The organism is Shinella pollutisoli (assembly GCF_024609765.1).
In the GTDB taxonomy this organism is placed as follows: domain Bacteria; phylum Pseudomonadota; class Alphaproteobacteria; order Rhizobiales; family Rhizobiaceae; genus Shinella; species Shinella pollutisoli.
This window is the reverse complement of the sequence record NZ_JANFDG010000013.1, coordinates 124,181-137,334: the sequence shown is the minus strand read 5'-3', so window position 1 is coordinate 137,334 and position 13,154 is coordinate 124,181. Positions and strand designations below refer to the sequence as shown.

Annotated in this window: 9 protein-coding genes; 2 read left to right on the top strand and 7 right to left on the bottom strand. The window is 67.2% G+C overall.

All coding sequences use genetic code 11. The features are described 5' to 3' along the window. Both NNZ72_RS12595 and NNZ72_RS12590 read left to right on the top strand, forming a co-directional pair. A partial coding sequence (locus tag NNZ72_RS12595) for a hypothetical protein (protein WP_257315670.1) occupies positions 1-242 on the top strand: 242 nt, incomplete at its 5' end. 228 nt (positions 243-470) lie between these two features. Further along, complete coding sequence (locus tag NNZ72_RS12590; protein WP_257315669.1) at positions 471-2,429, top strand: M23 family metallopeptidase; 1,959 nt, start codon at positions 471-473, stop codon at positions 2,427-2,429. 216 nt (positions 2,430-2,645) lie between these two features. On the opposite strand, the gene clpB is transcribed toward NNZ72_RS12590, so the two are convergent. The 7 genes from clpB to NNZ72_RS12555 all read right to left on the bottom strand — a co-directional run bounded on the left by clpB (position 2,646) and on the right by NNZ72_RS12555 (position 13,021). Further along, complete coding sequence (clpB, locus tag NNZ72_RS12585) at positions 2,646-5,252, bottom strand: ATP-dependent chaperone ClpB (protein WP_257315668.1); 2,607 nt, start codon at positions 5,250-5,252, stop codon at positions 2,646-2,648. A gap of 253 nt (positions 5,253-5,505) precedes the next feature. Continuing rightward, positions 5,506-6,153, bottom strand: a complete 648-nt coding sequence (locus NNZ72_RS12580; protein ID WP_257315667.1) for a DUF4167 domain-containing protein — start codon at positions 6,151-6,153, stop codon at positions 5,506-5,508. Positions 6,154-6,480: 327 nt separating this feature from the next. After that, complete coding sequence (gene prmC / locus NNZ72_RS12575) at positions 6,481-7,353, bottom strand: peptide chain release factor N(5)-glutamine methyltransferase (protein WP_257315666.1); 873 nt, start codon at positions 7,351-7,353, stop codon at positions 6,481-6,483. Further along, a complete protein-coding gene (gene prfA / locus NNZ72_RS12570) occupies positions 7,350-8,435 on the bottom strand; it encodes a peptide chain release factor 1 (RefSeq protein WP_257315665.1) in 1,086 nt (361 codons plus the stop codon). Before prfA ends, prmC begins: the two co-directional genes overlap by 4 nt. Positions 8,436-8,456: 21 nt before the next feature. Then, the gene (ptsP, locus tag NNZ72_RS12565) at positions 8,457-10,724 is read right to left on the bottom strand and encodes a phosphoenolpyruvate--protein phosphotransferase (RefSeq protein WP_257315664.1); all 2,268 of its coding nucleotides are present in this window, start codon (positions 10,722-10,724) and stop codon (positions 8,457-8,459) included. A gap of 86 nt (positions 10,725-10,810) precedes the next feature. Then, positions 10,811-12,085 carry an aspartate kinase gene (locus NNZ72_RS12560; protein ID WP_257315663.1) on the bottom strand — a complete coding sequence of 425 codons (1,275 nt, stop codon included), beginning with the start codon at positions 12,083-12,085 and terminating at the stop codon, positions 10,811-10,813. 165 nt (positions 12,086-12,250) lie between these two features. Continuing rightward, positions 12,251-13,021 carry a DeoR/GlpR family DNA-binding transcription regulator gene (locus NNZ72_RS12555; RefSeq protein ID WP_257315662.1) on the bottom strand — a complete coding sequence of 257 codons (771 nt, stop codon included), beginning with the start codon at positions 13,019-13,021 and terminating at the stop codon, positions 12,251-12,253. Positions 13,022-13,154 lie beyond the last annotated feature (133 nt).

Here is a 13,154-nt window from a genome sequence, read left to right as displayed (position 1 = left end):
CACGTTTCTCTTTCTTCTCAATCTTCAATTGTCAAATAACTAACGACACCAAATCGTCGTTCAAAGCTTCCGAGCCGAACAGCGCCAGTCAACCAGGCCGAAGCCCGGTACCCGATCGCCATCCCTTCCAGGAAACCCATGAGCGAGCTGATCAACCGCCAGAAGCGACGCCGCCCTCTCGATGGCCGCCTTATAGGATGCGGAATGAAGAACAGTCAACAGGGGATATGACATTTTTTTGAATTTTTTGCCGCATCCCTTCCCGACGGCGACGATCTTACTCCGAAAAGCCCGAAAATCCAGCTGTTTTGCATTTTCGCGTGGAAAGCAGCGGGCGGTGCCCTCAGAATTTCACATTCCCCGCGTCTAGACGGACGACGATGCGTCGCGCGATTTGACTCGCACGCCCCCGAGCGTGCATGGTCCCGCGTCGAGACGCAGGACCTGGCAACGAGCGAGCAGACATCGGCATGACGACCGACCGGAACATGATCCGATCCCTCGGCAACGAGCCGCCGATCCTCGCCGACGGGCGACGGGCGCCCGACCGCCGGGAGATCTCGCTCCGCTGGCTTTCGGGCACGTTCCTCACCGGCATCACCTCCTCGATCCTGATGGGCGTCGCGCTCTTCGCCGCCCTCGACGGGCGCCAGCAGCTGGCGATCCCGGCGGAGGCCTTCGCCGCCCTCGACGCGGCGAGCCAGGCGGTCCGCTCCGGCGTGGCGGCGAAGCGCGGCGAGCGCATCGTCGAGCCGGCCATCGTCGCCAAGCCCTCCGACAAGAAGATCATGGAGATCTCCACCATGATCCACGACGGCGAGAAGGAGGTGGTCCGCCGCCAGCCCTTCGCCCACGTGAAGATGGCGCTCGCCGCGAACCACGCCACCACCGAGGACTATCCGCGCTTCGATCCGCTGGCGATCTTCTCGACCAACGGCAAGGACGCCGCCCCCGTCTCGCGCATGGGGACGATCTACGGTTCCGACGTCGAATCGGAGGTGGCGCTCCAGACCGCGGACTTCCCGACCGGCGGCTCGGCGCTCGACTACGGCGACCAGATGTCGATCGAGGAGGTCGAGGAGAACGTGCGCACCAACGGCTCGGTGCTGACCGACGGTTCGACGCAGGTCGCCTCGCTCTACTATGTCGACCCGCGCCGCTTCGCCTCCGACGGTTCGGACCTCGACCTGTTCCAGGGGCTCACGGCCCGCATCGTCGAGGAGAACATGAGCGTGTCGACCTACGACACGCTGACGCCCGACGACACCGAATATGCCGACGACGTGATCCCCGTGCGCCGCGCCGCCGACATCGACCAGCTCATGACCGCCTCCGGCTACACGAAGGCGCAGGCCGAGGACCTCGCCGCCTATCTCGAAGGCGAGCTCGGCAAGCGGGAGCTCGCCGAGGGCGACGTGCTGCGCATCTGCATCGCGCAGAAGAGCAAGGAGGCGAGCATCGTGCGCGCCAGCGTCTATTCGCGCGGCCGCCACGTCGTCACCGCCGCGCTCGACGACAAGGGGCGCTTCGTCAGCGGCGCCGAGCCGCCCTATCTCGACGCGGTCGCGACCGCCTTCGACGACGACGGGCGGCCGTCGATCATCTCCGGCCGCGACCTGCCGCGCGTCTATGACGGCATCTACCGCGCGGCCCTCTCCTACGGCATGGGCAAGGACATGACGGCGGAGATCATCCGCATCCTGGCGAGCAACGTCGATTTCCAGGCGCAGCTCCGCTCCGCCGATACGCTCGAGGCCTTCTTCTCCGTGGCGGACGAGAGCGGGCTTGCCACCGAGGATTCGGAGCTGCTTTTCCTCAACGCCCGGTTCGGCGACACCGAGACCCGGGTCTACCGCTTCCAGAACCCGGAAGACAATTCGATCGACTATTACGACGAGAACGGCAAGAGCATCCGCCAGTTCCTGCTGCGCAACCCGATCCCGAACGGCACCTTCCGCTCCGGCTTCGGCATGCGGCGCCACCCGATCCTCGGCTTCTCGCGCATGCACACCGGCGTCGACTGGTCGGCCCCGCGCGGCACGCCGATCATCGCCGCCGGCAACGGCACGGTGGAGAAGGCCGGCTGGGATTCCGGCGGCTACGGCAACCAGACGCTGATCCGCCATGCCAACGGCTACGTCTCGTCCTACAACCACCAGAGCGCCATCGCCAAGGGCGTCAAGCCCGGCGCGAAGGTCCGGCAGGGCCAGGTCATCGGTTTCGTCGGCACCACGGGCCTGTCCACCGGGCCGCACCTCCACTACGAGCTGATCGTCAACGGCAACCGGGTCGACCCGCTGAAGATCCGCCTGCCCGGCGGCAAGTCGCTGGAAGGCAAGGCGCTCGCCCAGTTCGAGGTCGAGCGCAAGCGCATCGACGACCTGCTCGGCCGCGGCGACGCCGCGACGGAAGTGGCCGAGACGCATTGAACGGGAGCGGGGCAGAGGCCCCTCATCCGCCTACCGGCACCCCGCAAGGGGGGAGAAGGGGAGGTGGATCCGGTTTCCTGATATCCGGAAAGTCGGGCGGCATGTCCCTTCTCCCCGCAAGCGGGGAGAAGGTCGCGGCAGCGGGATGAGGGGCGCATCGGACGGCCGAACGCGCGGGCCGAAACCCGCGCGCCGTTTCCTTCATCCGATCCCGTCTCAGGCGGCCTTGCTGACGGCAGCCGCGCGCGGCGAGAACAGCAGCCTGTCCGAACCGGCCGTCACCTTGACGATCGAGCCGTCCGGGATCTCGCCGGCGAGGATCTTCTCCGCCAGCGGGTCCTGCAGGTGCTTCTGGATCGCCCGCTTGAGCGGCCGCGCGCCGTAGACCGGGTCGTAGCCTTTCTCGGCGAGCCAGTGCACGGCCTCCTCGTCGAGGTCGAGGACGATCTTGCGATCCTCCAGCAACTTGCGCAGGCGCGCGAGCTGGATGTCGACGATCGCGCCCATCTCCGAGCGCCGCAGGCGATGGAACAGGATGATCTCGTCGATCCGGTTCAGGAATTCCGGCCGGAACGAGGCCTTCACCACGTCCATCACCTGATCGCGAACCGTATCGCTGTCCTCTCCCTCGGCGAGCGCCGTCAGGTATTCGGCACCGAGGTTGGAGGTCATGATGATCATCGTGTTGCGGAAGTCGACGGTGCGGCCCTGGCCGTCGGTCAGGCGGCCGTCGTCGAGAACCTGCAGGAGCACGTTGAAGACATCCGGATGCGCCTTCTCGATCTCGTCGAACAGCACGACCTGGTAGGGCCGGCGGCGGACGGATTCGGTGAGCGCACCGCCTTCCTCGTAGCCGACATAGCCGGGAGGCGCGCCGATCAGCCGGGCCACGGAGTGCTTCTCCATGTATTCCGACATGTCCATGCGCTGGATCGCCGTCTCGTCGTCGAAGAGGAAGCGGGCGAGCGCCTTGGTGAGCTCCGTCTTGCCGACGCCGGTGGGCCCGAGGAAGATGAACGAGCCGATCGGCCGGTTCGGGTCCTGCAGACCGGCGCGGGCGCGGCGGACGGCGCGGGAGACCGCCTGCACGGCGTCGCCCTGGCCGACGACCCACCTGGCGAGCTCGTCTTCCATGCGCAGCAGCTTGTCGCGTTCGCCTTCCAGCATCTTGTCCACCGGAATGCCCGTCCAGCGGGAGACCACGTGGGCGACGTTGTCGGGGGTCACGACCTCCTGCACCATCGGGTCGATGTCGCCCGAATCGCCGGCCTCGGCCTCCTCCAGCTCCTTTTCGAGCTTCGGGATGATGCCGTAGGCGAGCTCGCCGGCGCGCTGGAACTCGCCCTTGCGCTGGGCGATCGCCAGTTCGTTGCGCAACTCGTCGAGCTGGCGCTTGAGGTCGGCGGCGCGGCCGAGCTTCGACTTCTCCGCCTGCCAGCGCGCGGTGAGCGCGGAGGCTTCCTCCTCCAGCGCGGCGAGATCCACCTCGAGCTTTTCGAGCCGGTCCCGCGACGAGCGGTCGGTCTCCTTCTTGAGGGCCTCGCGCTCGATCTTCAGCTGGATGATGCGGCGGTCGAGCTCGTCGAGCTCCTCCGGCTTGGAATCGACCTGCATGCGCAGCCGCGAGGCGGCCTCGTCCATCAGGTCGATGGCCTTGTCCGGCAGGAAGCGGTCGGTGATGTAGCGGTTGGAGAGCGTCGCGGCGGCGACCAGGGCCGAGTCGGAGATCCGGACCTTGTGGTGCTGCTCGTACTTCTCCTTGAGCCCGCGCAGGATCGAGATCGTGTCCTCGACGGTCGGCTCCTCCACCATGACGGGCTGGAACCGGCGGGCGAGCGCCGCATCCTTCTCGACATGCTTGCGGTATTCATCGAGCGTGGTCGCGCCGACACAGTGCAGCTCGCCGCGGGCAAGCGCTGGCTTCAGGAGGTTGGAGGCGTCCATGGCCCCGTCCGCCTTGCCGGCGCCGACCAGCGTGTGCATCTCATCGATGAACAGGATGATCTCGCCGTCTTCGGCCTGCACCTCGGCAAGGACCGCCTTCAGCCGCTCCTCGAACTCGCCGCGGTATTTCGCACCGGCGATCAGCGCACCCATGTCGAGCGCCATCAGCTTCTTGTCCTTGAGGCTTTCCGGCACGTCGCCGTTGACGATGCGCAGCGCCAGGCCCTCGGCGATCGCCGTCTTGCCGACGCCGGGCTCGCCGATCAGCACCGGGTTGTTCTTCGTGCGGCGCGACAGCACCTGGATCGTGCGGCGGATCTCGTCGTCGCGGCCGATCACCGGGTCGAGCCGGCCCTCGCGCGCGTCGGCGGTGAGGTCCCGGGCGAATTTCTTCAAGGAATCGAAGCCCTGCTCGGCGCTCGCCGTATCGGCGGTGCGGCCCTTGCGGATATCGTTGATGACCTGGTTGAGCTTCGTCGCCGTCACGCCGGCCTTCGCCAGGATATCTGCGGTCGCGGCGGATTTCTCGATCGCCAGCGCCAGCAGCAGGCGCTCCACGGTGACGAAGCTGTCGCCGGCCTTCTTCGCCGCCTCCTCGGCGGTGTTGAAGACCTTGGCGAGCGGCTGCGACAGATAGACCTGCCCGTTGCCGCCGGAGACCTTCGGCAGCTTGGCAAGCGCCGCGTCGTTGGCGATCCGCGCCTCGCGCGCATTGCCGCCCGCCCGCTCGATGAGCGATGCCGCCATGCCCTGCTCGTCGTCGAGCAGGACCTTCAGGACATGTTCGGGGGTGAATTGCGGATGGCCCTCGGCCAGTGCCTTCGTCTGCGCGGATTGCAGGAATCCGCGGACGCGTTCGGAATATTTCTCGATGTTCATTCTCACGCCTCCATAACTCGGCCGGCCCTTCCGAGGCACCGGTCGACGATTCAGGATAAGGCTCCCGGACAGGCAAGCCTTTCATGTGTGCGATGGACCGGCCTTGCGCGCGATCAACCGCCTGAAGCGAATATGGTGGAGGGTTTTCCGGAATTAAAGAGAGGTCCGGCGGCCCCGGAGGAGATTTTTGCGCATCGCCGTAAACGCGGAAACCCGGCGCGGGGCCGGGCTTCCGACAGGGATCGTGGGGCGCTTATTCGGACGCCGCGGTTTCGAGGGCGGGCGCCCCTTCGCCGGCGGCCTGGGCCTCGCCACGCCGGGTGCGGCGCGGCCGCGCCGCGTTGCGGCGGCGGGGACTCTGGCCACGGGCCGAGGCAGCCGCCTCTTCCTCGATGGCGACTTCCGCGGGCGTACCCTCGATGATCGGCTGCGGGCCGGAACCGTCGATCGCAGGCGCGGGCTCCGCCGCGGCGGCGGGTGCCGGAATCGGCGCGGGCGCCGGCTGCTGGTCGGCGACCGGCGTCGAATCGATCTCGTCCGAATCACGATCGTAGGCGTCGCGGTCGGAGAAGTCGCCGCGGTCCGCCGCGTCGGCGCGCTCGTCACGCGGGAAGCGGTCCTGCATCTGGGCCTGTGCGGCGGCGATGATGCGGTTGTAGTGCTCTGCGTGCTGGAGATAGTTCTCCGCCATGACCCGGTCACCGGCGCTCTGGGCGTCGCGGGCGAGAGCTGCGTATTTCTCGGCGATGTGCTGGGCCGTGCCCCTGATCTTCACGTCCGGACCCGAGCTGTCGTAGGTCCGCGTCAGAGGATTGCCGCCCTTGCGATGACTGCTGTTGCTCTGGTTGTTGTTCTGGTTGTTACGCCCGCGGCCGCGCTTGTTTTGCTGTCCTGGCCTCATATGTCACTCACCTAACGTATCGACTATGATGAATCATGTGTCTGCACGCCTGACCGGGACGAACCCGATCAAGCAACCTTACCCGCGGGCAAACCACGCCGGTCGGTGGTCCTGTCGCCGTAAGACGTCAAATTAACAGGTACCCGCACAGGGCAGTCTTCAACCCCAGCAACTCCTCGCAGAGATACCCTCGCGATCGGGTCATGCAGGAACGAATCTCTGTGACATGACCACTTGCCCAGTGCGTGGCCGCAACCTATCCCGCTTCACCGACAATTCCAAGCCTTTTCTTTGCAGGAGCGGAAATTGCTGTGCGGGTGCAGCACGTCATGCACCCTGCTCCACGGTGAAGACGAGGACGCGGTCGTTGCCGCCGAGGTCGCGCACGGCCTCGAGGCGGACGAAACCTTGCGTCCGCATGATCGCCGTCACGGTTTTCCTCTGGTCGTAACCGATCTCGAAGGCCACCAGCCCGCCTTCTGCGAGACGGGGCCGCGCACCGGCGGCAATGGTTCTGTAGGCATCGAGCCCGTCTTCTCCGCCGTCAAGCGCGAGCACCGGATCGTGAAGCCGGACGTCGTCGTCCAGCGTCTCCATCACGGATCGCACGATATAGGGCGGATTTGACACAATGATGTCGAAGGAGCCGCTTATCGCGGAAAACCAGTCGCTTTCCACGGTCTCGAAGCGATCTGCCACGCCGTTCATATCGGCATTCCGCCGCGCCGTTTCAAGGGCATCCGGCGAAAGATCCGCGCCGACGCCGGTCGTCCCCGGCACGAGGTCGAGGAGTGCCAGGCAAATCGCCCCCGTCCCCGTGCCGAGGTCGAGGATGCGGCATGCGCCCTTCGCGGCGACGATCCGCCTCGCGTGGGGAACCAGCGCCTCGACGAGGATTTCCGTATCGGGCCGCGGCTCCAGCGTTTCCGGCGAGAGCGCAAGATCGAGATGCATGAAGGCGCGGTGGCCGAGGATGCGGTGCACCGGCTCGCGCGCGAGGCGCCGCCGCACGGCCGCCTCGACGCGCTCCGTCTCGTCCGCGGCGAGCGGGCGCACGCTCTCGCCGATCAGCGCCGCCTGCGTCAGGCCGAGAAGACCCGCGACGAGCACCCGCGCATCGCCGCCCGGATCGGCGATCCCCGCCGTCGTAAAGCGCCGCCGTACGTCGGCGAGCACGTCGCCGAGCGTGGCGCCGCTCATGCCCTGCCCTGTTCGCCGAGCTGGGCGAGCAGGCTCGCCTGATGGTCGGCGACGAGCGCGTCGACCACCTCGCCGATCTCGCCCTCCATCATCCGGTCGAGCTTGTAGAGCGTCAGGTTGATGCGGTGGTCGGTCACGCGCCCCTGCGGGAAATTGTAGGTGCGGATGCGCTCGGAGCGGTCGCCGGAGCCGACCTGGCTCCTGCGGTCGGCGGAGCGCTCGCTCTCGGCGCGCTGGCGTTCCATGTCGTAGAGTCGCGAGCGCAGCACCTGCATGGCCTTCGCCCGGTTCTGGTGCTGGGACTTCTCCGACGAGGTGACGACGATGCCGGTCGGGATATGGGTGATGCGCACGGCCGAGTCGGTGGTGTTGACGTGCTGGCCGCCCGCACCCGACGAGCGCATCGTGTCGACGCGGATGTCCTCGGCGCGGATCTCGATGTCGATCTCTTCGGCTTCCGGCAGCACGGCGACGGTCGCCGCCGAGGTATGGATGCGCCCGCTCGCCTCGGTCTCCGGCACGCGCTGGACGCGGTGGACGCCCGATTCGAACTTCAGCCGCGCGAAGACGCCGCGCCCGGAGATCGTCGCGATGATCTCCTTGTAGCCGCCGGCCTCGCCCTCGCTCGCCGACAGCACCTCGACCTTCCAGCCGTTCGCCGCCGCATAGCGCTCGTACATGCGGAAGAGGTCGCCGGCGAAAAGCGCGGCCTCGGAGCCGCCCGTGCCGGCGCGGATCTCGAGGATCGCGCTCTTCTCGTCGGCCGCGTCCTTCGGCAGGAGCAGGATCTGCATGTCCTTCTCCAGCGCTTCGAGCCGCTCGGAGAGCTCCGGCAGCTCCATCTCGGCGAGATCGCGCATCTCCCGGTCGGTCGCCTTGTCGGAAAGCAGCGCCTCCAGGTCGGCGATCTCGCCGGTCACCTTCTGGTAGTCGCGGATCTTCGCCACGACCGGCTGCAGCTCGGAATATTCCGAGGCGAGCCGCACATAGGTCTCCGAATCCGGACCCGCCGACATGCGCGCCTCGATCTCGCCGAAACGGCGTTCGAGCTCGCGCATCTTTTCAACGGGAAGTTTCGCCACCGTCAAGCTCCAGTCGGAAAGTCAAAGCGGGATGCCGTGCTCGGTCGCGAAATCCGTGAGGATCTGGCGGATCGAGACGGTGGGCCTGGTATCGTCGAGCGCGGGGATCAGCGCCGCCTCCAGCGCCGCCACGTCGAGGGCGAGCAGCATGGACTTCACCGGGCCGATCGCCGTCGGCGACATGGAGACGGAGCGGAAGCCGATGCCGAGAAGCGCCATGGCGGTGACCGGCTTGCTCGCCATCTCGCCGCACAGCGTCACCGGCGTGTCGTTGCGCTCGCCGGCGCGGACGATGTCGCGCAGGATGCGCAGGAAGGGCCGGCCGAGCGTGTCGAAACGGTCGGAGACGCGGGCATTGCCGCGGTCGACCGCCATCGAGAACTGGAACAGGTCGTTCGAGCCGACGGAGACGAAATCGACCTCCGCCATCAGCTCGTCGAGCTGCCACATCAGCGCCGGCACCTCCAGCATCGCGCCGAACTGCAGCTTCTTCGGAAGCTGCTCGCCGAGCTTGGACTGGCGCTGGATCTCCTTCTGCAGGAGCTCGCGCACGGCGCGCAGCTCCGCCACCTCGGTCACCATCGGCAGCATCAGGCGCAGGTCCGCGCTCGCCGTCGCGCGAAGAAGCGCGCGAAGCTGGGTGCGCAACAGGCCCGGCCGGTCGAGCGAGAGCCGGATCGCCCGCCAGCCGAGCGCCGGGTTCTCCTCCTCCGCCGCGCGGAAATAGGGCACGACCTTGTCGCCGCCGATGTCGAGCGTGCGGAAGGTCACGGGCCGCCCGCCCGCCTGCTTCAGCACGTTGCGGTAGAACGCCTCCTGCTCCTCCGCCTTCGGCATGGTCGAGGCGATCATGAACTGCAGCTCGGTGCGGAAGAGGCCGATGCCCGAGGCACCCGATTCGTTGAGATGCGGCAGGTCGACGAGAAGCCCGGCGTTCATCTGCAGGTTGATCGTCTTGCCGTCCTTCGTCACCGGCTCGACGGCGCGCAGCGCCCGGTACTGCGCCTGCCGGCGGGCGCGGAAGCGCACCTTCTCCTCGTAGGAGCGCTGCAGGTCCTGCACCGGGCGCAGATGCACGCGCGCGGCATCGCCGTCGATGATCACCGGATCGCCGTTCTCCGCCAGCGCCACGGCGCCCGCCGCCTGGCCGACCACCGGAATGCCCATGGCACGGGCGACGATCACCACATGGCTCGTCACCGCGCCCTCCTCGAGCACGAGGCCGCGCACCCGCTCGCGCGGATAGTCGAGGAGCTCCGCCGCCCCCATGGCGCGCGCGACGATGATCGCGTCGTTCGGGAAGCTACTCGCCGACATCTTCGCGCCGTAGCCGGTGAGCTGCCTGAGCAGCCGGTTGGCGAGGTCGTCGAGATCGTGCATGCGCTCGCGCAGATAGGGGTCCGTCATGCGGATCATGCGCGCCTTGGTCTCGCTCTGCACCCGCTCGACCGCCGCTTCCGCCGTCAAGCCGTTGCGGATCGCCTCCTCCAGCTTGCGCACCCAGCCGCGGTCGTGCGCGAACATGCGGTAGGTCTCCAGCACCTCGCGGTGCTCGCCCTCCATCGACACGTCGCGGCGCGACAGCATGTCGTCGATGGAGATGCGAAGCGAGCCGAGCGCCTCGGCCAGCCGGCCGAGCTCGTGCTCGGAATCCTCGTTCAGGAGATTGGTGACGACGATGCGCGGCTCGTGCAGCACGACATAGCCGAGCCCGATACCCTCGCCGAAGCTCGCGCCGTCGATGCTGACGGGGCGGGAGAGATCGAGTTCCAGGCCCGGCTTGGTGAGCTTCTTCAACTCGCCCGTCGCCACCATCTCGGCGATGACCATCGCCGTGGTTTCCAGCGCCTCGACCTCGTCCTCGCGATAGGTGCGGCTCGCCTTGTTCTGCACGACGAGGACGCCGAGCGCGCGTCCGGTGCGCAGGATCGGCACGCCGAGGAAGGAATGGTAGATCTCCTCCCCCGTCTCCGGCAGGTAGGTGAAGGCGGGGTGCGACTGCGCGTCGGAGAGGTTGAGCGGCCGGGCGGAGGCGGCGATCGTGCCGACGAGGCCCTGGCCCATCTTGAGCTGGGCGAGGTGGACGGCGCCGGGGTTGAGACCCTCGGTGGCGTAGAGTTCGAGGATGCCGTCGGAGCGCAGCACATAGACCGAGCATACTTCCGCGACCATGTTCTGCGCGATCTGGCGCACGATCTGGTCAAGGCGCTCCTGCGGCTCGAGCGGCTCCGCCATCAGCTCGCGCAGCCGCTTGAGAAGAACGCGCGGTCCCGCGGAGAGGTCTCTCATCGCGTGGCGTCTCCTGAATAGGACGTTTCGGCACCGGCGCCGAGGCGCGCCGGTGATCGGAGGGCCGCCATCCGGCCGCCGATTCCTTATTTCTTATCGAGACCGTAGACGGAATGCAAAGTCCGCACGGCGAGTTCGGCATAGGCGCCGTCGATCAGGATGGAAATCTTGATCTCGGAGGTCGTGATTGCCTTGATGTTGATGCCCTTCTCGGCAAGCGCCCGGAAGGCGGAGGCCGCGACGCCGGCGTGGCTGCGCATGCCGATGCCGATGACCGAGACCTTCACCAGGCCCGTCTCGTGCTGGATGACGTCGAAGCCGACCTCCTCCTTGGCGCCGTCCAGCACCTTGAGCGCCTTCTCCACGTCGCCCGACGGCACGGTGAAGGTCATGTCGGTCTTGGAGCCGTCCTCGGAGATGTTCTGGACGATCATGTCGACGTTGATGTGGGCCTCGGCGAGCGGGCCGAAGATCGCGGCCGAGACGCCCGGCCGGTCGGCGACGCGGCGGAGCGAGATCTGCGCTTCATCCTTGGCATAGGCGATGCCGGTTACGACTTCCTGTTCCACGATCTCATCCTCATCACAAATCAGCGTGCCGGGCGGGTTCAGAAGGTCGCCCATGCCCGGCGCATCGGGGTCCTCGAAAGACGATCGCACGAAGGTGCGCACCTTGTGCACCATGGCGAGCTCGACGGAGCGCACCTGCAGCACCTTGGCACCGAGGGACGCAAGCTCCAGCATTTCCTCGAAGGCGATCTTCTTGAGGCGGCGGGCCTTCGGCTCGACGCGCGGGTCGGTCGTGTAGACGCCGTCGACGTCGGTATAGATGTCGCAGCGGTCGGCCTTGACGGCGGCGGCGATCGCCACGGCCGAGGTGTCGGAACCGCCGCGCCCGAGCGTCGAGACGCGATTGTCCGGGCCGATGCCCTGGAAGCCGGCGACGACGGCGACCTGGCCCTCGCCCATGCGGCGGACGATGTCGTCGCCGGGTATCTCGAGGATGCGGGCCGCACCGTGCGCGTTGTCGGTCTTGATCGGGATCTGCCAGCCCTGCCAGGAGCGGGCGTTGACGCCCATCGACTGCAGCGCGATGGCGAGCAGCCCCGACGTCACCTGCTCGCCGGAGGCGACGATGGTGTCGTATTCGCGCGCGTCATAGAAGGGGGAGCTTGCGCCCGTCACCTTCGGCATGTTCTGCACCCAACCCACCAGTTCGTTGGTCTTGCCGGACATGGCGGAGACGACGACGGCGACCTCGTGGCCGGCATCGACCTCCCGTTTCACATGGCGGGCCACATTGTGGATACGGTCGAGGTCGGCGACGGAGGTTCCGCCGAATTTCATCACGATGCGTGCCATGGTGTGTACCGATAGTCCAGAAATGCGCGCAAGCCCGCGCGGGGAAGATGTCGCGGGGGTCTCTTAGCGGAAGAGGCCGCCCCGTGCAATGGCGTGGAATCCCGCCGTTGCGCAAGGCCGGAGCGCGGGCGCGCGAAGGTCGAACGAAGGGGAAGGGAAAGGGCCTCAGCGCGCCGCGGAGGTCTCCACGAGGCGCACGTCCTGCTCCTGGCAGATCGCGCGGATGTCGTCGGAGGGGCAACGGTCGGTGATGAACGTGTGGACCTGCGAAAGATGGCCGATGCGCACCGGCGCGGTGCGCTCGAACTTGGTCGAGTCGGAGACGAGGATGACGTGGCGCGCATTGGCGATGATCGCCTGGGCGACCTTCACCTCGCGATAGTCGAAGTCGAGCAGCGAGCCGTCTGCGTCGATGGCCGAAACGCCGATCACCGCATAGTCGACCTTGAACTGGCGGATGAAGTCGACCGCCGCTTCGCCGACGATGCCGCCGTCGGCGCCGCGCACCACGCCGCCGGCGATCACCACCTCGATCGAGGGAAAGACGCGCAGGCGGTTGGCGACGTTGATGTTGTTGGTGATGACCATCAGTTCCTTGTGGTCGGTCAGCGCCTCGCCGACGGCCTCCGTCGTCGTGCCGATGTTGATGAAGAGGGAGGCGTTGTCGGGGATCATCGCCGCCGCCGCCCGGCCGATCGCCTGCTTCTCGGCAGCCGCGATGGCGCGCCGCGCCTCGTAGCGGACATTCTCGTTGCCGCTCGGAAACAGCGCCCCGCCGTGGATGCGGGTCAGCACCTTGCCGTCGCAGAGATCGTTCAGGTCCTTGCGGATCGTCTGCGGCGTCACGGAGAAGCGCAGCGCGAGATCCTCCACCAGCACACGCCCCTGCGCCTTCGCCAGATCCAGGATTTCCGCCTGGCGGCCCGTGAGAAACATCGACCCCTCCGCTGCTTTCGTTCGGTTTCATGATATTGAAATGCGAAAGCATAGCAATTCGGCGGCCCCGCCTTCTTGGAGACGGGGCCGGTTTTTGTGATACTGCCGTCGTTGGGGCGATGATCCGGAGGAG